Raw genomic sequence first — 20576 nt, 5'->3', positions numbered from 1 at the left:
AACACCTCAGAACGATTGAAGTTCAAGTTTACCTTTTAGGCTGACTTGATGAACCTAAAAGACCTTGATTATATTCAGCGCCGAACCGTCAAGGTACTGACTGTTGGTCAGGTACTCGGCGGGTTTGGCCTAGGTTCAACCCTCTCGATTGGTTCACTTTTGGCCGCCGAACTTTCTGGCTCGCCCGCCTGGGCAGGGGCAGCCGCAACATTCAGCACCTTGGGGGCCGCAACCTGGGCAATTCCTCTGGCTCGTTTGGCCTTTGCCAAGGGCCGCCGCGTCTCGCTCGCATCCGGAGCCGCTCTGGCTATCTCCGGCGCAGCTTTGGTTATTGCCGCTGCTGCGATGCACGTCTTTCCGCTGCTGTTGGTAGCGCTATTCCTGCTCGGCGGCGGCTCTGCCGTTGGCCTACAGGCAAGATTCGCCGCAACCGATGTGCCAACCGATAAACCTAAGGCGCGAGATCTTTCAATTGTGGTTTGGGCCACGACCGTTGGCGCTGTAGTTGGCCCAAACATGTTTGGTCCGGGTGAAGTCGTTGGGCAGGCTTTGGGCCTTCCGACGATGACCGGCCCGTTTCTGTTCACCATCCTTGCCCAGATTTCTGCCACCACGGTGTTTTGGTTTGGCCTACGCCCAGACCCACTGCTGTTGGCAAAAGAACTCAACGCCGAGACCAAAGGACTCAAACCAAAGGTCTCGTTTGCTTCGGCACTGGCCACCCTACAGGCCTATCCCCTGGCTAAATTTGCTGTAATTTCTATTGCACTGAGCCACATGGTCATGGTTTCGGTAATGGCCATGACCCCAATTCACATGCAGCACCTTGGCTACGACCTTGTGGTGGTCGGGTTCACGATTAGCCTGCACATTGCCGGAATGTATGCCTTTTCGCCGGTATTCGGCTGGTTCGCCGATAAATTTGGGCGACTAAAAACAGTCCTCCTGGGACAAATGATTTTTGTTTTTGCCCTCGGCTTTGCCGGATTTGGCTCAGAGGACAGATTCATGGTCACGGTGGGATTGTTTCTGCTTGGCCTGGGCTGGTCGGCCGCTACGGTCGCAGGTTCGGCACTTTTGGCCGAGTCATTGCCAGCTGACGAGAAAACCAACGTTCAGGGGCTCAGCGACTCTTCGATGAACCTAGCCGGCGCCCTCGGTGGCGGCCTGGCCGGATCAGTGCTGGCGGCGTTTGCGTTCATCGGTGTAAATGTGGCGGCCCTGGTGCCGGTTGTGATCATTGTTGGACTGGGCGCGTTTGGTCGCCTTGAGCGCCACTAAATAAAAAACTCCCTCCCGAGAGCAAGTCATCGAGAGGGAGATTTCGTGATCCCAAGGGGATTTGAACCCCTGCTGCCGCCGTGAGAGGGCGGTGTCCTAGGCCGCTAAACGATGGGACCGTTTTGTGCAACCTGACGATTATGCCACATCTTTTGCGGCGATGCTAGTTGAGGTCAAACTTAGCGAGAGTTGCCCAAGAATTTGCCAGCACTGCGGGCCATACCCCAGACCGGTACAAAGCTGGCAGCCACCGCTAGTAGCGGACTGGCCGGCAGACCAACTGCACCGATGGCAATCGGAAGCCCCACAAGAGTCGCACCAGCAAACCAAATTAGGTTGACCCTGATGGCCCGAGACGCCTTGGTAGATAGATCAATCGCGTGCACCACAGCCATCGGGTTCAAGGTGTTCAGAATTAGACCGGCGGCTTCGGAATCAACGTGCGCGTCCACCCCAACCGCAATCGCGATGTCTGCGCGTTCAAGCGATTCGAGGTCGTTCTCGGCATCGCCAACCATGGCTATCACCGAGCCGTCAGTCTTCAACTGATCGATAGTTTTGGCCTTCTGAATCGGGACAAGTTCACCGTATACCTCGGCAATTCCCAACTGGCGGGCAACAAAGTCGGCAACACCGTGGGCGTCACCCGTGATTAGCACGACGCGCTTTTTGCGCAGGTGCAATTGGGTGACCACGGAGTCGGCATTTGGCCGGATGATGTCACTCAACTCGATGTAGCCAAGCAGCTCGCTGTCACGAATAACAAAAATTACCGAGTTACCAGACTGGTTGGCCTGATCAGCCTGAACTAGATCGCCAACAAAAATGTCGATATTGCGACCGGTTAGCAGAGCGGCACCACCAACGATGATGGTTGAGCCATCGAGAATGCCGGTTACACCCTGGCCAGGAATAACCCTGAAATCTAGAATTTCAGGTATTTCGAGGCGACGCATCTGGGCCTCGGCGACAATACGAGCAGCTACCGAGTGCTTGGCAAAAACCTCAACGCCAGCTGCAAGGGCAATAAGTTCATCGATGTTTTTCAACGGTGAATTATGAGTCAGGCGGGCCCTCACGAAGGAACGTTCTGCAGTGGTCAGAGTGCCGGTCTTGTCAAAAACCACAGCGTCAGCCTTGGTAAGCGCTTCAAACGAGGCTCGATCCTGCACCTGTAAGCCAGTCTTGCCAGCCCGATGAATTGCACTGATTACCACTGGAGCAACCACATATTTGAGGTTCTGCGGCGAGAAAATCAAAAGGGCGGCAGCAAACCCAGTTATCGCCCCGGCCAGTTGCGAGGCATCTATCGCGACAGTCGCGGCCAGCACAATTACAGAAATCAACACGGCAGCGTAAAAAACCCAGGCGCTGGCATCGTGCAGTGTCTGTTCGAGTTTTGACGGCTTGGATTCGGCGCTCAACAGCAACCGATGCTGCGCACCTATGTGAGTGGCCGAGCCAGCGCGTTCGACCTCAATCTGCAGGATTCCCTGACCAAGCTTGGCGTCAGCACTTGTCTGTGTGCCGGCCCAGACTGGAGAACCCTCAGACTTAAAAACCGCTTGGCTTGAACCGGTGATGACAAAGTCATTTACGTCTGCAGAACCTGACAACACCTTGCCATCGGCCGCGATTATTTGCCCTGGTCGAACCTCGATTAGGTCACCGATGCGGAGTTGGTCAGCGGCAACCTCGCGGAGCTGGTCACCGTCAAGGAGCACCGCGGATTTAGGTAGCAGCTGGCCAAGGTTGCTCTTGATCCGATCGATGCGCTTGAACGCACGGGACGCCAGCCAGTTGCCCAGCAATACCAGCAGAACAATGAGGGCAAATTGCCACCAACCGCTGGCATAAGTCGGTTCAGCGCCGACCAGTGCGGTCACACTCCAGGCGAGGTTCAGCCCGAACAGGGTGATTAGAGCCATTGCAGTCAGCACTGCTCCACTCGGCTTGCGGAGTGATAGTTCGGCTATGGCAGTCCGGAGAATTGGGGTGAGTGTGGCTAGCAAAACTGCGCCCAGACCCAAGAGAATGGCTGGCGCAGCCGAAGGGACCAAGCCCAAGCTCAGCCCCAAAAGTGGGTCAAAGATAAGCGTCGCAATCGCAAAGGGACTGGCCAAAAACAGGTAGTTTCTGAACACCGATGGGCGCAGCAAACCAGCCGAGTGCTTGGCTCTGTGCTGTTGGTCTTGCGTCATTGGGTTGCTCTCTCAGTAATCTTTTGCCCTCCAAATCCTAGTCTCGGCCGGCGGATTTACTTGGCAGAATGAGACCATGCAGATCACAAAATTTGAGCACGCCTGCCTGCTACTCGAAGAGGGTAGCGACAAAATAATCGTTGACCCTGGGTTCTATACCCGACCAATGGAGCAGCTCACCGGCGTTCGTGCCGTAGTAATTACGCACATTCATGATGACCACTGCTACGAGGAGCAACTGGACCGGATCTACGCAAGTAATCCGGGTGTAAAAATTTATGGCCCGGCCGAGGTGTGCTCTCGGCTGGCAGCCTCGCGACCAAATTTTGATTTAGGCGTGGTTTGCCACGGGGACTTTTTTGTCGAAGGTGAATTCACTCTCGAATTCTTTGGAGACCTGCACGCAGAGATCCACCGCAGCATTCCCCTAGTCCAAAACTGTGGAGTGCTGATCAACGGAAAGCTTTACTACCCTGGCGACAGCTACACCCAGCCGGATTGCGAAGTTGAGCTACTTGCCTGCCCAGCCTCTGCCCCGTGGCTGAAGATAGGTGACGTCATGGATTTTCTGGCCGCTTTGCGACCGAAAAGGAGCTTTGCGACTCACAACGCGCTCTTGAGCGAAGTTGGCCATGCGCTCAATAACAGCCGAATTCAATTGGTAACCGAGCAGGGCGGCGGGGTTTTTGAGTACCTCGAGCCTGGGCAAACCACCAGCGTCTAAACCCGATTAGCAACCGAGGATTAATTTATCGGTTAACCGATAGCCACTATGACCGCGCAAATCAAGATAAGCGCGGTTACCGGAACCCACATTTGACGCTCTTTTTTGCTTCTCGAAATGCTGTTTAGCAGAACACCCAAACCGGCAAATCCAACCAGCCCCCAGTTGGCCAAAACATTGAGTTCGGCGGGCAACAATTGCGGCAACACCGATGCCTGAGCCAAGAAGTGGCCGGCAATTGCGAGGTTTATTGCCAGAGAAAACACCGACGCAACCCTAAAGCCAACCGGCAGTTTGCCAGCGTTCTGGCCACCAAACGCGTACTCACCCATCGGTGCACCAAGGGCCAGTGCAAGCTGAAACATGGCAATAAACACGCAGATGATAGCGACGCTGAGAGCGGCAATTGATGCTGGATTCATTGGAATAGTTTAGGCTCCTGCAATTGCCTCAACCTAAATAAAAATGGCCTCTCCCTTGACGGGAAAGACCATTTTCTAAAGCTGGGGTACCTGGACTCGAACCAAGAACAAAGGTACCAGAAACCTCCGTGTTGCCAATTACACCATACCCCAGAGTATGCACCGAGCCGTGGGCTCGACTTTCAATCTTAGCCCTGTTAGGCCACTCGAGCAAACGCGTTTAGACGAGCGATGGTCTCGGCTTTTCCGAGAATCTCCATCGACTCAAACAACGGCGGAGAAATGCGACGGCCAGAAATTCCGGTGCGCAGTGGACCAAATGCCACGCGTGGCTTGAGGCCCAATCCGTCGATCAGCGCTGCCTGGAGTGCCGCCTGGATAACCTCAGTCTTGAAGTCAGATTCTGCAATTGCCTCCAGTGCAGCAACACCGGCGTTTAGAACTTCGACGGTGTTTTCTGGCAGACCCGCTTTGGCATCTTCTTCAACGACAATCTGGTCGGCAGTCTTGAACATAAAACTCACCAAATCTGGTGCCTCACTCAAGACAACCAAGCGCTCCTGAATAAGCGGAGCCGCAGCATCAAGGACTCGCTGTTCAGCCTCCGAAAGAGTTGCCCCGACAACGCCAGCGCTCTGCAGGTAAGGCATCAAACGAGCCTTGAATTCATCGGCACCGAGCAAGCGAATGTGAGCCGCATTGATAGCGTCGGCTTTCTTCTGGTCAAATCGGGCCGGGTTTGGGTTCACGTTGGTGACATCAAATGCCGCTGCCAGTTCATCCATGGTGAAAATGTCTTGGTCGGCACTGAGGCCCCAACCAAGCAGTGCCAGATAGTTCAACAAACCCTCTGGAATAAACCCGCGGTCGCGGTGGTGGAACAGGTTGGCCTCTGGATCACGCTTCGAGAGCTTCTTGGTGCCCTCCCCCATCACGTAAGGCAGGTGGCCAAATTGCGGAATGAACTTTGTGATTCCGGCTTCGTAGAGTGCGTTGTAAAGCGCAATCTGACGAGGGGTAGAAGACAATAGGTCCTCACCGCGTAGCACGTGGGTTACCCCCATTAGGGCGTCGTCAACCGGGTTGACCAGTGTGTACAGCGGCTGACCGTTCGGGCGGACCACAACAAAGTCAGGGAACGAACCTGCCGGGAAGGTAATTTCTCCGCGAACTAGGTCGGTAAAAGTAATGTCAACATCGGGCACTCGAAGTCGCAACGCCGGTGAACGACCTTCGGCTCGGTAGGCTGCCTTGGCTTCTTCGGTTAGCTCACGCTCAGAATTGTCGTAGCCCAACTGCACGGCACGCCCATTTGCGCGGTTGCGCTCATCAAGCTCTTCTCCGGTCAGGTAACTCTCGTAGATGTGACCAGAGGCCTTGAGCTTCTCGATGACCTCTTGGTAGATGTGGGTGCGCTCTGACTGGCGGTAAGGCTCGGCCGGGCCGCCAACATTAACGCCCTCATCCCAGTTAAGACCCAACCAGTTGAGTGCATCGAGAATCATCTCGAATGACTCTTCGCTGTCGCGCTCGGCATCGGTGTCTTCAATGCGGAACAGGAATGAACCGCCGGTGTGGCGGGCATAGGCCCAGTTGAAGAGTGCGGTTCGAATCAGGCCAACGTGTGGTAGACCGGTTGGAGATGGGCAGAATCGAACTTTGACATCGGCGCCAGTGGCGTCGGTAAAGGGAGCTGTGATGGCTGAAGACATAGTTTCTCCAGTCTAAACGACCGGCTTGCCCTACAGCGGGGCGCTAAACGACAGGGTTCAGCAGGGTGCCGATGCCCTCAATCTCACATTCGATGATCTCTCCGCGTTGAATCTGAGCAATTCCGGCTGGGGTTCCGGTCAAAATAATGTCACCGGGCAGCAGGGTCATGTTCTGACTCACGTAAGAAATAATTTTCGGAACATCGTGAATCATCAGATCAATCGAGGCTTGTTGCTTGGTCTCACCATCGATGCGACTTTCAAGAATTTGACCGTCTGGAACAAACTCGGTTTCAATCCACGGGCCTAGCGGGCAGAAGCTATCAAAAGCCTTAGATCTAGCCCACTGGTCATCGCTAAATTGCAGGTCGCGCGCCGTGACATCGTTGGCAATTGTGAAACCCCACACGTAGTCCAGCGCATTTGCCTCTGAGACATTCTTGGCAATCTGACCGATCACCACAGTGAGTTCAACTTCTAGCTCAATGCGCTCACTCTGCTGCGGAATCTGGATTGGGTCACCTGGGCCGACGATGGCGCTTGAAGGTTTGAAAAAGATAGTTGGCTCGGGGTTGAGCGCCAGACCCAACTCTCCCGCGTGGTCGGCATAGTTCTTACCGATGCAAACCACCTTGGACGGAATGATTGGCGCCAGCAACTTGACCTCTTGTAGCGGCACTCGCTCACCCGTGGTCTCGTAGCCGTTCACCAGCGGGTGCCCTGCCAAAACAACCAGCTCAGGCCCGTCAAGCACACCAAACTTCGGCTCGCCGTTCAAACTGAATCTGGCAACGCGCATGATGAGGCTTCTTTCTAGTCGGCTAGCTTAACCATCCAGCCGTGGCGGTCTTCGACCGTTCCGTACTGAATACCGGTTAGTTCGGCACGCAAACTTGCAGTTAGTTGGCCAGGCTCACTGGACTCTGAACCGATGGTTTCTTCGCGGCTCTTGAACTGCCCAATCGGTGTAATTACCGCAGCGGTACCGCAGGCAAACACCTCAACGATTTCGCCGCAGTTGATGCCCTCGCGAATTTCGTCGAGAGTAATCTTGCGCTCTTCTACCTCAAGGCCACGGTCTTTAATCAACTGGATAACCGATGCGCGGGTGATGCCGTGCAGGATTGTGCCGTCGAGCGCCGGGGTGGCAACGTGACCATCCTTGTAGACGAAGAAAAGGTTCATGCCACCGAGCTCTTCGATGTAGGTGGCTGATTCGGCATCGAGGAACATTACCTGCGAGCAACCGTTTTCGTAGCCCTCACCCTGTGCAAGAAGTGAGGCAGCATAGTTTCCGCCGGTCTTGGCCTCACCGGTACCGTGGCGACCAGCTCGCGCTGAGTCAAGGGCAATCCAAATCGACACTGGCTTGAGGCCACCGGTGAAGTATGGACCAACCGGAGAAGCGATAACGCGGTACTCAGCACGGTGCGCTGCTCGGACACCCAAGAAGTTTTCGGCAGCAATTTCAAATGGACGGATGTAAAGGGTCTTTTCATCAACCGGCTGCGGAACCCAGGCGCCATCAACGGCAATTAGCTGACGGAGCGATTCAACAAATAGTTCAACCGGAAGCTCAGGCAAAGCCATGCGGTGTGCTGACCGCTGCAGGCGAGCCGCGTTAGCCTCTGGGCGGAAGGTCCAGATTGAACCATCGGCGTGACGATAGGCCTTGATACCTTCAAAGATTTCTTGACCGTAGTGCAAGACAGCAGCCGATGGATCCATCATGATCGGGCCGTAAGGAATTACCTCGGCACTGTGCCAACCCTTGTCCTTCTCCCAGACAATAACCACCTGGTGGTCAGTTAGGTTAGCGCCAAAGACCGGCGCAGCCAAGATGGCCTCGCGCTCTGCATCTGGCTTTGGGTTTGGGTTGCGGGTGACTTCAAATTTTAGATCGGCCATGATCTGCTACTTTCTTGAATCCTTGCGGTTTAGAGGAGAGCGAAAATGCTCTCGGCTACCTCGGTGGTTGAACGCTTTTGGTCGCCGCGAGTTGCGAGGTCAGCCGCAACGGCTTTTTCAATTCGTGCAGCTGCCACCGGATTGTTTAGGTGGTTTAGCAACATTGCAGCCGAGAGAATGGCTGCGGTTGGGTCGGCAAGGTTTTTGCCGGCAATGTCTGGAGCGGAACCGTGTACCGGCTCAAACATGCTTGGGAATTCACCAGTCGGGTTGATGTTTCCGGAAGCACCCAGACCAATACCTCCACCGATGGCAGCAGCCAAGTCGGTGATGATGTCGCCGAATAGGTTGTCGGTGACAATAACATCAAAGCGCTCAGGGTCGGTGACCATAAAAATAGTTGCGGCATCGATGTGCAGGTAATCGTGGGTTACACCTGGGAATTCTTCGGCAACCTTGTTAACGGTGCGCTGCCACAACCAACCGGCGTGAACCAAAACGTTGTGCTTGTGCACCAAAGTGATTTTTTTACGGTCGCGGGTCGATGCCAATTCGAAGGCGTAGCGAACCAGGCGCTCTACACCGTAGGCGGTGTTCACCGAGACCTCGTTAGCTACCTCAGCTGGAGTGCCAACGCGGATAGCGCCACCGTTGCCAACGTACGGACCTTCGGTTCCTTCACGAACCACAACAAAGTCGACTTTGCCCGGGTCGGCAAGTGGACTAACCACACCGGGGTAGATCTTGGTTGGGCGAAGGTTGACGAAGTGATCAAAAGAAAAACGGAGCTTTAGCAGCAGCTGACGCTCAAGCACGCCTGATGGCACTTTTGGGTCACCGATGGCACCAAGAAGAATTGCGTCGTGCTCTTTGAGCGAGGCCATATCTGCATCGGTCAAGGTCTCACCGTTGGCAAGATAGCGGCGGGCGCCTAGGTCAAACTCTGTGGTTTTGAACTCAACTCCCGAACCAGCGGTGGCTCGGTTCATTGCTTCCAAAGCAATTTTGGTGACTTCAGGCCCAATGCCATCCCCACCGATTACGGCAATCTTGTATTCACGCGTCAATTGAAGCTCCCAGGGCAGTTGATACCTTGAGTTTACTGCTTAGCAGTGCCTACTAGAGGCGCTTGGCCATAAGAACAAGTGTGGTCGATGGCTTGAGTCCATCACGAGTCTGAATTTGACCCTCAAAGTTTTCGAGAGTTTCAATCTCAACGGGCAGTGTCTCTAGAAATTCGCGAACTTCACTGGCAGTTGGCAAGACACTTGGGTCCTGCGGTCCCCCAAAACCCTCGACCAGATTCTCACGGGCGTGCCAGACGCCAAACAGGTGACCACCGGGTTTGATGTTGTCTACCAGGGTGTCGATTGCGTCGAAGAGGTCTTGATTATTGACCTGAAGGTAGGCAATCACCCCAAGGTCTACTGGGGTGAGCACCGATTCAAAACCGGTTGCATCAGCAATGTGAGCAAAATACTTTTCAGCCACACCGCGTTCCTCGGCAAAGGCCAAGGCTTTGGTGAGTGCTTTTTTTGAAAAATCGATGTTCTCGGCCTGCCAGCCGCGTTCGGCGAACCAGACTGAGTTGCGGCCCTCACCACCGGCAAGATCAATCATCTTGCCGGCAGGGAGGTGCTCACAAAACTGCTTTACAAAGCGGTTTACTTCTTTGGTGTAGATGTATTCCGGTACGTCGAATTTTGCATCCCAGTACTCAGAATTCATCGCCATTGTGTTGCTACTTAGAAAACGATTGGAAGGCCGGTGACCGAAGCGGCGTCGTCTAGACCGCCCGCATTGGTTAGGGTTCCGGTGAAGCCAAGGCCCTTCATGGCTTCGATTGCCTGGCCAGCGCGGTTGCCCGAGCGGCAGTAGATTACGTAGTTTGCAGCCTTGTCTAGCTTCTCGATTTCGGTTCCGAAATCTGGGCCCTGCCAGTCAATAAGTAGGGCTCCCTCTAGATAACCCTCTGCGGTCTCTGCTGGGGTACGAACGTCGATTACTGCTGAAACTGATGACATGTCAATTGGTCCTTGGCTGCTGCAAGCGGATAGTGAGAAAGTAGCGAAAAGCGCTACTACAAGGGTAGCGAGAACCTTGAACAAGTTTTTCTTCATTTTGATCTCCGTAGTAGAAAAGTTACTGGCGATTTGTATACCCCCTAGGGTATGCTAGAACTAGATTTAGGTCAAGCCAAGGAGAATCATGCAAATCGATCCAACTGAACTCAAAGCCGCACGCGACCGCCTTGTCCGTGTTCAGGGGCAAATCGGTGGCATCGTGAAGATGCTCGACGAAGGCCGCGACTGCACCGAACTACTGACCCAGCTGTCGGCTGCCAGCACGGCACTTACCCGTGCTGGATTCACCATCATCTCAACCGGCATGGCCAAGTGTGGCAACGACCCCGAGGGCAAAGCCAACCGCGAGACCCTCGAAAAAGCTTTTCTGTCACTGGCCTAAAAGCCGCCAATCTATTCAAGTTTTTCACTAGCAAAGGAATCATCATGGGCCTATTCGGCAACCTGTTCAAAAAGAAGTTTGAAACCGTTTCACCAGCCCGCGCCAAGGAGATGCAACTTGATGGCGCACTTCTGGTCGATGTTCGAGAGAGCCACGAGTACAAATCTGGTCACGCTGCCGGTGCAAAGCACATTCCCCTTGGGTCTGTCCAGAACCGCCTGAGCGACCTCCCACTTGAGCGCGAGATTTTGGTGATTTGCCAGAGCGGCGCTCGTTCGGCCCAGGCCGCAGCTTTTCTAGCCGGCAAGGGCTACAAAGTGACCAACGTTTCTGGTGGAACCGCCAACTGGCGCCGCCAGGGACTATCGATGTCTAAGTAACCACAGCAGAATTTTTTAGCCAAGGAAATCAAATGAAGGTAATCGTTATTGGTGGCGTGGCCGGCGGAATGTCGGCAGCGACGCGTTTGCGTAGATTGCGAGAAGACGCTGCGATCACTGTTTATGAAATGGGCGAGCACGTAAGTTACGCCAACTGCGGGCTGCCTTACTTTGTTAGCGATGTCATCGCCAAGCGCGAACTACTGTTGCTTCAAACACCAGAATCACTATGGGATCGCTTCCGGATTGACGTCAAGGTCAACACCATGGTGACCTCGATTGACAAGGCAGCCAAAACTGTATCGGTGTTGAATGTACAGACCGGCGAGACCGGCACTGATTCTTACGACAAGCTAATTATTTCGACCGGTGCAAAACCACGGAAGTTAGCGATACCAGGAATTGAACGCGCACTGACCCTGAGAAACGTGGTTGACGCTGACGAGGTCAAGGCTGCCGCTCTTGAAAACGTTGGCAAGCAGGCAGTCATTTTGGGTGCCGGATTCATCGGCATCGAGCTGGCTGAAAACCTGACTCACCTAGGCATCGAGACCACCATCGTTCAGCGCGGCACGTCTGTGTTGAGCCAGTTTGACCCAGAGGTTATCGAGCCATTGCAGGCCAGATTGGTCAGCAACGGCGTAAAGCTTGAACTGGGTAACGAGCCGGTAGAAGTTACCGCAGATGCAGTCGTCTTGGCTGATGGCCGCAGCCTTCCGGCAGCACTGGTGTTCTCAGCTGCCGGTGTTTCACCAGACAACTCGCTGGCACGCGAGGCAGGCTTGAAAATCGGCACTACCGGCGGACTTTGGGTTGATGATCAGCAGCGCACCAGCGACGAACACATCTACGCTGCCGGAGACGCCGTTGAGAAGAATGGCCACCTAACCGGTGAGCACTTGCTAGTTCCGCTGGCAAACTTGGCTAACCGCCATGGCCGCCTAGTTGCCGACGCAATCGCTGGAATTGAAACCCGCGTGCACCCAGCAGTTGCAACCGCAATCATCGGGGCATTTGGATTTGTAGCAGCCGTGACCGGGTTGACCGAAAAGACCGCTAAGCGCGCTGGAATCGCTCACCAGGTCATTCACCTGCACCCGAGCAACCACGCCGGTTACTACCCTGGCTCAAAGAGAGTCTCGCTAAAAGTTCTCTTCGACCCAGAAACCGGCAAGATTCTTGGCGGCCAAGCTACCGGCGAAGATGGTGCCGACAAGCGAATCGATGTGATTGCAACCGCAATTTACGCTGGCCTTACGGTGGACGATTTGATGGACCTCGAGTTGGCATACGCACCGCAGTTTGGTTCGGCCAAAGATGCCATCAACCAGGCCGGTTACGTCGGCAACAACGTCATCACCGGAAACACCCCGACCATCCAGTGGCATGAGCTGAGCAGCGCAATGGCAAACGGGGCGCAGCTAGTCGACGTTCGGACCACAGGTGAGCATGAATTCTCCAGCATTCCTGGTGCCGTGAACATCGATGTAAATGAACTTCGCGATCACCTGCACCAGATTCAAGCAGAGGACGTAATCGTGCACTGTGCGGTTGGCCAGCGCGGACACACCGCCACCCAGATCTTGAAGGCGCACGGCATGAAGGTCAGAAACCTCGACGGTGGCTTCATCACCTGGCGAGCAGGCATGGACGCCCTAGCGCGCGCCGGAAACTAACGTTCAAGCAAAAACCCCGAGCAGATTGCTCGGGGTTTTTGCATTTGTCTCGGCCAAGCAATTAAGCCTGGATGTCGATGGCCTTCATGACGTCAGCCTCGATGGCTACGCGAACTCCTTCAAGGACATCGGCAGCAACCGGTGAATCAACAGTGATAACAGACAGAGCCTTGCCGCCCTTCTGCTGGCGGGCAATCTGCATGGCGGCGATGTTGATGTTGGCATCGGCAAAGGCCTTGCCGTAAACCGCAACGATACCTGGGCGGTCTGCGTAGACCATCAAAACAAGGTGCTCAGCCAGGCCAAGCTCCACGTCGTAACCGTTGATGTTGACAATCTTCTGGTGCAACTTAGGGCCAGTTACGGTTCCCGACACCGAGGCAGTTGTGCCATCCGGCAGAGTGGCCTTAATTGTGGTGACGTTGCGGTACTCCTCAGAGTTTGTATCAACGGTCAGCTTGACGTCGATGCCTCGGGCATCGGCCATCAATGGCGCGTTCACGTATGAAACCTGCTCGGTAACGGCGTTCTGGAAGAAGCCCTTGAGGCCGGCTAGCTTGAGCACAGAAACATCGTGAACGGCGATTTCTCCGCGAACTTCAACCTCGATGGCTGACACGTTTCCACCAGAGATACCGAACAGCACCTGACCGAGCTTCTCAATTAGGTTGATTCCCGGCTTCACTGAAGCATCGATGTTGCCGCCAGCAACGTTTACAGCGTCTGGCACCAAGTCGCCGGCCAAAGCCAGACGAACCGACTTGGCAACCGAAATACCAGCCTTCTCCTGCGCCTCATCGGTAGATGCTCCAAGGTGAGGAGTTACCAGGATATTCTTCAGGCCAAGTAGCGGGCTCTCCTTTGGAGGCTCGGTGACGAACACGTCAAGACCCGCACCGGCAATACGGTTGGTGCTAAGCGCCTCGTAAAGTGCGGCCTCATCGATGATTCCACCGCGAGAACAGTTGACGATGCGGAGGTTTGGCTTGGCCAACTTGAACTGCTCGGTAGAGATCATTCCGGTGGTTTCCGGGGTCTTTGGAATGTGAATGGTGATGAAGTCTGACTTCTCCATTAGTTCGTCTAGGGTCGCAAGCTTTACGCCCATCTGCTCGGCGCGTGCCGGGGTGATGTAAGGGTCGTAACCGATCAGCTCAACGCCGAATCCGGCTAGACGAGCAGCAACCAAACCACCGATGCGCCCAAGGCCCACGATACCTACGGTCTTTTCGTAAAGCTCGGCGCCGGTGAACTGTGAGCGCTTCCATTCGCCAGCCTTTAGCGACTGGTTGGCATCAGGAATGTGACGAGCCAGGCCAAGCATCTGGGCAATGGCCAACTCAGCAGCTGAAACAACGTTTGAAGTCGGTGCGTTGACAACCATTACACCGGCAGCTGTGGCCGCCTTGATGTCTACGTTGTCTAGACCAACACCAGCGCGAGCAACAACCTTCAGCTGAGGTGCAGCAGCAATAGCCTCAGCATCAACCTGAGTGGCTGAGCGAACCAAAATTGCGTCGGCCTTTGCCAAAGCGGAAAGCAGTGCCGGGCGGTCAGTGCCGTCAACATTCACTACATCAAAATCTGGACCGAGGGCTTCAACGGTCGCTGGAGAAAGCTCTTCTGCAATTAGAACTACTGGCTTAGTCAATTCATCATCCTTGTGATTGTTGCGCCTCGAATTTGGCGACAGGAACAAGTTTAGGGTCAAATCCAGACAAAATCATCAGGCTAACTTTCATTAAACATAACTTATACTTGGTTAAATGAAAGTTGCTGCCGCTAAGCTCTCCCCACTGATGAAAAGTGACGTTCAAGGGCTCATTTTGGCCGAATTATTTATGAATCCAGATGAATTTTTTGCAATTAGCCATCTGGCCGACTTTGCTGGCACAAGCCTGCCAACCGCTATGCGCGAGGTTGACCGGCTGCTCGATGGGCAATTGGTGGTTCAAAAAACTGTTGGTCGAGCAAGGCTCATCCAAGCCAATAAACTCCACCTGCTGTTCGACTCAGTTAGCCAGATCGTAGCTTTTAGCTACGGACCAGCCGCTGTACTGCCGCCACTGCTGGTTGGGTTAGATGGAATCGACCACGCCTACCTATTTGGCGTATGGGCTGCCCGGTTATCAAGACAGACTGCTGCCACACCCAAAGAAGTCGACCTGCTTCTAATCGGAAACGTGAGCCGAATCGAGGCATCTCGCGCCGTTGCAAAAGCCGAGGAGATTCTAGGGCGCGAGGTGAACGTTCAATTTGCAACGGCTCTAGCTTGGGAACGGGGAGACACTGACTTTGTTAAAGAAGTAAGGTCCAACCCCTTGGTGGAGTTGACCCTTATCCCCTGAAATCAATCGATTTCGTGAATTAGTCGTTGCAGGTGCAGCGCTGATCCTGAGGAACACCCTCAAGAGCTTCTTCAATGTGGCCTCCGCAACCGGTCCAGGTGACCTTGTTGCATGAGCTGCAAAGTGCTGGTGAACACATACTTTCCTCCTACAAAAAGTTTATGTATTTATTGTATACCCCTAGGGGTATAGCATACAACTAAATTCTGTCCGCTTCCCGCTTTCGGATAGCCATGGCGCCAAGGGAGCACAAAAAAGACCCCCCACCGAAGTGAGGGGTCTTTAGGATTCCTACCGGAACGCGACTCGAATTAGCGAGCTGCGTTACCTTCCTGGTAGTCGTCTGAGTTCTTGATCCATGAGAACAGCTTGCGCAGGGTGCGGCCAACTGCCTCGATTGGGTGAGCCTCGCCCTTGGCGCGTAGCGCTAGGAACTCTGGAGCACCTGCATCCTGGTCAGCAACGAAACGCTTTGCGAAGGTGCCGTCCTGGATGTCGGTTAGTACGTCGCGCATGCGCTCCTTGACCTCTGGGCCAATGACGCGTGGGCCTGAGATGTAGTCACCGTACTCAGCGGTGTCAGAAACTGACCAACGCTGCTTAGCAATGCCACCCTCGTACATTAGGTCAACGATTAGCTTCAGCTCGTGTAGAACCTCGAAGTAAGCAACCTCTGGCTGGTAACCAGCTTCGGTTAGAGTCTCGAAACCGTACTGGATTAGCTGTGAAGCGCCACCACAAAGAACAGCCTGCTCACCGAATAGGTCGGTCTCGGTCTCTTCAGCAAAGGTGGTCTTGATGGTGCCCGCACGGGTTCCACCGATTGCCTTTGAGTATGAAAGACCTAGCTCGAATGCTGAGCCGGTTGCGTTCTGGTGAACTGCGATTAGGTTTGGCACACCACGGCCACCCTCGTACTCGCGGCGAACCAAGTGGCCTGGGCCCTTTGGAGCAACTAGGAATACGTCAACGCCCTCTGGAGCGGTGATGTAGCCGTAACGGATTGCGAAACCGTGACCGAAAACAAGTGCCTTACCTGCGGTTAGGTTTGGAGCAATGTCCTCGTTGTATAGGTCGCGCTGACGTGGGTCTGGTGCAAGAACAACGATTACGTCTGCCCATGCTGAAGCCTCGCCTGGGGTTAGAACCTTTAGGCCAGCTTCTTCAGCCTTTGCCTTTGACTTTGAGGTTGCAGGAAGACCAACAACAACATCCACGCCTGAGTCCTTCAGGTTTAGTGAGTGTGCGTGTCCCTGTGAACCATAGCCAAGTACTGCAACTTTGCGACCCTGAATGATCGAAAGGTCTGCATCCTTGTCATAAAAGATTTCAGCCACTTTGTATCTCCTTGTTTTCTTCTTTAAAAGATGTTTCGTTTGAATCTGTGGTTCTACCGAGAGAGCTTGGCCCCCTCGAAGCTTTTACTTGAGCACCTTCTCGGTGATTGACTTTGAGCCGCGACCCATTGCCAATACGCCAGACTGCACCAATTCTTTGATGCCGAATGGTTCGAGAACTTTGATGAAGGCTGCGCACTTTGCAGTGTCGCCGGTGACCTCGATAATCAGTGCATCGCTAACTACGTCAATAACGCGCGCACGGAACAAGGTTACTGCCTCAAGCACCTGAGAGCGAGTTACCGCATCGGTCTTTACCTTGATCAACATGTGGTCACGCTGCACCGCCTGATCGGCATCCAGCTCAACAACCTTGATTACGTTGATCAATTTGTTCAACTGCTTGGTCACCTGCTCGAGCGGAGCACCCTCAACACCAACCACAACAGTGATTCGCGATAGACCCTCAATTTCACTAACACCAACAGCCAGAGACTCGATGTTGAAACCGCGGCGAGCAAAAAGCGCAGCCACGCGGGTCAAGATTCCAGGCTTGTCTTCTACAAGCAGAGAAAGTACGTGTGTAGACATTTACTCAACACCATCCCAGATCGGAGCCGCATCGCGGGCATATTGAACAGCGTCGTTTGATAGACCGGCAGCAACCATCGGCCAAACCATGGCGTCGCGGCTAACGATGAAGTCAATAACAACCGGGCGGTCGTTGGTCTCGATGGCCAGCTTGATTGCTGCATCGATGTCTTCTTCTTTTTCAACACGGATACCTAGGCAGCCGTAAGCCTCAGCCAACTTCACGAAGTCTGGAATCATGAGGGCATCGGTACCGGTGTGAAGATCGGTGTTTGAGTAGCGCTCGTTGTAGAACAGTGTCTGCCACTGGCGAACCATTCCCAATGATGAGTTGTTGATCAACGCAACCTTGATTGGGATGTTGTTGATGGCACAGGTTGCCAACTCTTGGTTGGTCATCTGGAAACAACCGTCACCGTCGATAGCCCAGACCAAGCGGTCTGGATTGGCAACCTTGGCACCCATTGCGGCAGGAACCGAGTAACCCATGGTTCCGGCACCGCCCGAGTTAAGCCAGGCATTTGGGCGCTCGTACTTAATGAACTGAGCTGACCACATCTGGTGCTGACCAACGCCGGCAGCGTAAATTGCCTCCGGGCCGCTCAATTCGCCGACGCGCTGAATTACATACTGCGGAGACAGCTTGCCGTCTCCGGCTGGGCTGTATCCGAGTGGGTAGCGCTCAACCAAACCATCAATGAAAGACCACCATTCGGCAATGTCTAGCTTGGTGGTCTTTAGAGTTGCCGCCATCTCAGCGTTTAGCTCGGTAATAACTTCTTTGGCATCGCCCACGATTGGAACATCGGCAAAACGGATCTTGCCAATCTCGGCTGGGTCGATGTCAACGTGGATAACCTTGGCGCCAACAGCAAAGCTCTTGACGTCTCCGGTAACTCGGTCATCGAAGCGTGCACCAAGAGTGATTAGCAAGTCGCTCTTCTGCAGCGCGGTCACAGCAGGCACAGTTCCGTGCATGCCAGGCATACCGAGGTTTTGCTTGTGTGAGTCTGGGAACGCACCGCGGGCCATCAGAGTGGTTACAACTGGGGCACCGATGAGCTCAGCAAGCTTTAGCAATTCTTTGTGAGCGCCAGCGCGAACCACACCGCCACCAACGTACAGAACCGGGCGCTTTGACTCAGCGATTAGCTGGGCAGCTGCCTGAATCTGCTTGCCGTGCGGCTTAGTAACCGGCTTGTAGCCAGCAAGCTCAACCTTTGGTGGCCAAACAAATTCGGCCTTGCCCTGCTGAGCATCTTTAGTGATGTCAACCAAAACCGGACCAGGGCGGCCGGTGGTAGCAATCATGACTGCAGCTGCGATGGTCTCAGGAATGTCCTCAGCCTTGGTCACCAAGAACGAGTGCTTGGTGATTGGCATGGTGATACCAACGATGTCTGCTTCTTGGAAAGCATCGGTACCGATGAGCTTTGAGCCCACCTGTCCGGTGATAGCCAACAGCGGAACTGAGTCCATGTAGGCATCAGCAATCGCGGTAACTAGGTTGGTTGCTCCAGGCCCTGAGGTTGCGATGCAGACACCGAGCTTGCCCGATGATGACGCATAGCCTTCGGCTGCGTGACCTGCACCCTGCTCGTGACGAACCAGGATGTGACGAATTTTCTGCGAGTCCATTAGTGGGTCGTAGGTAGGCAAAATTGCTCCACCAGGCAGACCAAAAACGTCCTCGATGCCGAGAAGCTCCAGGCTGCGAACAATCGCCTGGGCGCCGGTCAGAATCTCATTAGACATTTGATTTCTCTCATTAGCTTTCAAGCGTCAACCTATTGGCTGACGGTGGAACGCGAATTAGCCGCAGTAAGCGCCCTCTGCTGCAGAGTGCACGAGCTTTGAGTATTTCGCGAGAACGCCTCGGGTATAGCGCGGTGGAAGAGACTGCCATGTTTGCTTGCGGGCAGCCAACTCTTCAGGCTCAACGAGTAGTTCGAGCGATCGAGAAGCGATGTTGACTCGAATCAAGTCGCCATCGCGAACCAGAGCAATTGGTCCACCTTCGGTGGCCTCTGGTGCAATGTGTCCGATGCAAAGGCCGGTTGTGCCGCCTGAGAATCGTCCGTCAGTCAATAGTAGAACATCCTTGCCCAAACCTGCACCCTTAATTGCGCCGGTGATTGCAAGCATTTCACGCATGCCCGGGCCACCCTTCGGGCCTTCGTAGCGAATAACCACTACGTCACCCGCGGCAATCTTGCCTTCGGTTAGGGCATCCATTGCGGCGCGCTCACGCTCAAACACGCGAGCTGGGCCGGTGAACTCTTCTAGGTCAAAACCTGCGGTCTTAACAACAGCACCCTCTGGAGCCATCGAACCCTTGAGGATCGAGATGCCGCCAGTCTTGTGGATTGGGTTCTGTAGTTCACGGATGATTTTGCCGTCTGGGTCAGGTGGGTTGATTCCAGCAAGGTTCTCGGCAACGGTCTTACCGGTAACGGTTAGTGCATCGCCGTGAATTAGCCCAGCGTCAAGGAGCGCCTTCATGACTACTGGCACGCCACCAACACGGTCAACGTCGGTCATAACAAACTGACCGAATGGCTTTAGGTCACCGAGGTGTGGAACCTTGTCTGCGATGCGGTTGAAGTCATCGAGGGTTAGGTCAACCTCTGCCTCGCGGGCAATAGCCAATAGGTGAAGAACTGCATTGGTTGAACCACCGAATGCCATGGTTACGGCAATCGCGTTCTCAAACGCCTTCTTGGTCAAGATGTCACGAGCGGTGATACCGAGGCGCAGAAGGTTTACAACTGCCTCTCCTGAGCGGTGTGCCCAGACATCACGGCGGCGGTCAACAGCCGGTGGGGCTGCTGAACCAGGAAGGCTCATGCCCAGCGCCTCGGCAGCTGAAGCCATGGTGTTTGCGGTGTACATACCGCCACAGGCGCCCTCTCCCGGGCAGATTGCGCGCTCAATACGGCCTAGGTCTTCTTCAGACATCTTGCCAGCCTTGCAGGCGCCAACCGCTTCAAAAGCATCGATGATGGTGACTTGCTTTTCTTCGCCAGACTCGAGCTTTACCCAGCCAGGCATAATCGAACCGGCATACAAGAACACCGATGAAAGGTTTAGGCGGGCTGCAGCCATAAGCATGCCTGGCAGTGACTTGTCACAACCGGCAAGCAGCACCGAACCGTCAAGACGCTCGGCCTGCATCACAGTCTCAACCGAGTCAGCGATAACCTCGCGAGAGACCAACGAGAAGTGCATGCCCTCGTGACCCATCGAGATGCCGTCTGAAACCGAGATGGTGCCGAATTCGAGTGGGTAACCACCAGCGGCGTGGACACCCTGCTTGGTGGCGTCAGCCAGTCGGTCCAATGAAAGGTTGCAAGGGGTGACTTCGCTCCAAGATGAAGCAACGCCGATCTGAGGCTTTACCCAGTCTTCGTCTCCCATGCCAACTGCACGGAGCATGCCTCGAGAGGCAGCTTTTTCAATACCATCGGTTACGTCGCGTGAACGCGGTTTCATATCTGCAGACATAGGATCAAGTCTATCTTTCTCACAGT

19 protein-coding genes and 2 tRNA genes are annotated in these 20576 nt (G+C 54.4%); 6 read left to right on the top strand and 15 right to left on the bottom strand.

Annotation, left to right across the window (positions count from 1 at the left end; genetic code table 11):
• The first annotated feature begins 48 nt into the window (after positions 1-48).
• Positions 49-1281, top strand: coding sequence for an MFS transporter (locus FFA38_RS01655; RefSeq protein ID WP_138315335.1), 1233 nt, complete (start codon positions 49-51; stop codon positions 1279-1281).
• 46 nt (positions 1282-1327) lie between these two features.
• Here FFA38_RS01655 and FFA38_RS01650 read toward each other — a convergent pair.
• Both FFA38_RS01650 and FFA38_RS01645 read right to left on the bottom strand, forming a co-directional pair.
• Positions 1328-1400 (bottom strand) — tRNA-Glu (locus tag FFA38_RS01650).
• A gap of 60 nt (positions 1401-1460) precedes the next feature.
• Complete coding sequence (locus FFA38_RS01645) at positions 1461-3482, bottom strand: heavy metal translocating P-type ATPase (RefSeq protein WP_138315334.1); 2022 nt, start codon at positions 3480-3482, stop codon at positions 1461-1463.
• A 76-nt stretch (positions 3483-3558) separates the two neighbouring features.
• Between FFA38_RS01645 and FFA38_RS01640 the strand changes: the two genes are divergently transcribed.
• Positions 3559-4206 carry an MBL fold metallo-hydrolase gene (locus FFA38_RS01640; RefSeq protein WP_138315333.1) on the top strand — a complete coding sequence of 216 codons (648 nt, stop codon included), beginning with the start codon at positions 3559-3561 and terminating at the stop codon, positions 4204-4206.
• Between the two features lie 32 nt (positions 4207-4238).
• Here the strand turns inward: FFA38_RS01640 and FFA38_RS01635 are convergent, their stop codons facing one another.
• From FFA38_RS01635 to FFA38_RS01600, 8 genes are all read right to left on the bottom strand, one after another.
• Positions 4239-4628: a hypothetical protein gene (locus FFA38_RS01635; RefSeq protein ID WP_138315332.1), complete on the bottom strand. Its 390-nt coding sequence runs from the start codon at positions 4626-4628 to the stop codon at positions 4239-4241.
• An 81-nt stretch (positions 4629-4709) separates the two neighbouring features.
• Positions 4710-4781 (bottom strand) — tRNA-Gln (locus tag FFA38_RS01630).
• 44 nt (positions 4782-4825) lie between these two features.
• Positions 4826-6340 carry a glutamate--tRNA ligase gene (gene gltX / locus FFA38_RS01625; RefSeq protein ID WP_138315331.1) on the bottom strand — a complete coding sequence of 505 codons (1515 nt, stop codon included), beginning with the start codon at positions 6338-6340 and terminating at the stop codon, positions 4826-4828.
• 43 nt (positions 6341-6383) lie between these two features.
• The gene (locus tag FFA38_RS01620; RefSeq protein WP_138315330.1) at positions 6384-7139 is read right to left on the bottom strand and encodes a fumarylacetoacetate hydrolase family protein; all 756 of its coding nucleotides are present in this window, start codon (positions 7137-7139) and stop codon (positions 6384-6386) included.
• Between the two features lie 14 nt (positions 7140-7153).
• A complete protein-coding gene (locus tag FFA38_RS01615) occupies positions 7154-8248 on the bottom strand; it encodes a branched-chain amino acid aminotransferase (RefSeq protein WP_138315329.1) in 1095 nt (364 codons plus the stop codon).
• 29 nt (positions 8249-8277) lie between these two features.
• Positions 8278-9315, bottom strand: coding sequence for a 3-isopropylmalate dehydrogenase (locus FFA38_RS01610; protein WP_138275076.1), 1038 nt, complete (start codon positions 9313-9315; stop codon positions 8278-8280).
• A gap of 52 nt (positions 9316-9367) precedes the next feature.
• Entirely contained in the window at positions 9368-9982 is a 615-nt protein-coding gene (locus FFA38_RS01605) for a class I SAM-dependent methyltransferase (RefSeq protein ID WP_138315328.1), read from the bottom strand.
• Between the two features lie 11 nt (positions 9983-9993).
• Positions 9994-10368 carry a rhodanese-like domain-containing protein gene (locus FFA38_RS01600; RefSeq protein WP_138315327.1) on the bottom strand — a complete coding sequence of 125 codons (375 nt, stop codon included), beginning with the start codon at positions 10366-10368 and terminating at the stop codon, positions 9994-9996.
• Between the two features lie 88 nt (positions 10369-10456).
• Here FFA38_RS01600 and FFA38_RS01595 point away from each other — a divergent pair, with 88 nt between their 5' ends.
• Genes FFA38_RS01595 through FFA38_RS01585 form a run of 3 tightly spaced genes read left to right on the top strand, consistent with a single transcriptional unit; the run spans position 10457 to position 12770 of the window.
• The gene (locus FFA38_RS01595) at positions 10457-10714 is read left to right on the top strand and encodes a metal-sensitive transcriptional regulator (RefSeq protein ID WP_138275073.1); all 258 of its coding nucleotides are present in this window, start codon (positions 10457-10459) and stop codon (positions 10712-10714) included.
• Positions 10715-10758: 44 nt separating this feature from the next.
• Positions 10759-11094, top strand: coding sequence for a rhodanese-like domain-containing protein (locus FFA38_RS01590; RefSeq protein WP_138275072.1), 336 nt, complete (start codon positions 10759-10761; stop codon positions 11092-11094).
• Positions 11095-11126: 32 nt separating this feature from the next.
• Positions 11127-12770, top strand: coding sequence for an FAD-dependent oxidoreductase (locus FFA38_RS01585; protein WP_138315326.1), 1644 nt, complete (start codon positions 11127-11129; stop codon positions 12768-12770).
• Positions 12771-12831: 61 nt separating this feature from the next.
• Here the strand turns inward: FFA38_RS01585 and serA are convergent, their stop codons facing one another.
• Positions 12832-14421, bottom strand: a complete 1590-nt coding sequence (serA, locus tag FFA38_RS01580; protein ID WP_138275070.1) for a phosphoglycerate dehydrogenase — start codon at positions 14419-14421, stop codon at positions 12832-12834.
• 115 nt (positions 14422-14536) lie between these two features.
• Here serA and FFA38_RS01575 point away from each other — a divergent pair, with 115 nt between their 5' ends.
• The gene (locus tag FFA38_RS01575; protein WP_138315325.1) at positions 14537-15118 is read left to right on the top strand and encodes a hypothetical protein; all 582 of its coding nucleotides are present in this window, start codon (positions 14537-14539) and stop codon (positions 15116-15118) included.
• Between the two features lie 311 nt (positions 15119-15429).
• Here FFA38_RS01575 and ilvC read toward each other — a convergent pair whose 3' ends face one another.
• The 4 genes from ilvC to ilvD all read right to left on the bottom strand — a co-directional run bounded on the left by ilvC (position 15430) and on the right by ilvD (position 20550).
• Entirely contained in the window at positions 15430-16455 is a 1026-nt protein-coding gene (gene ilvC / locus FFA38_RS01570; RefSeq protein ID WP_138275068.1) for a ketol-acid reductoisomerase, read from the bottom strand.
• 84 nt (positions 16456-16539) lie between these two features.
• Positions 16540-17046: an acetolactate synthase small subunit gene (gene ilvN, locus FFA38_RS01565; protein WP_138275067.1), complete on the bottom strand. Its 507-nt coding sequence runs from the start codon at positions 17044-17046 to the stop codon at positions 16540-16542.
• Positions 17047-18825 (bottom strand): acetolactate synthase large subunit, encoded by a 1779-nt coding sequence (locus FFA38_RS01560; RefSeq protein ID WP_272868531.1) that lies wholly within the window; start codon positions 18823-18825, stop codon positions 17047-17049.
• Positions 18826-18858: 33 nt separating this feature from the next.
• Positions 18859-20550 (bottom strand): dihydroxy-acid dehydratase, encoded by a 1692-nt coding sequence (gene ilvD / locus FFA38_RS01555; protein ID WP_138275065.1) that lies wholly within the window; start codon positions 20548-20550, stop codon positions 18859-18861.
• Between the last annotated feature and the right edge of the window lie 26 nt (positions 20551-20576).

It is taken from the genome of Rhodoluna limnophila (genome assembly GCF_005845365.1).
GTDB lineage: Bacteria > Actinomycetota > Actinomycetes > Actinomycetales > Microbacteriaceae > Rhodoluna > Rhodoluna limnophila.
This window is presented reverse-complemented; position numbering and strand designations above follow the sequence as displayed.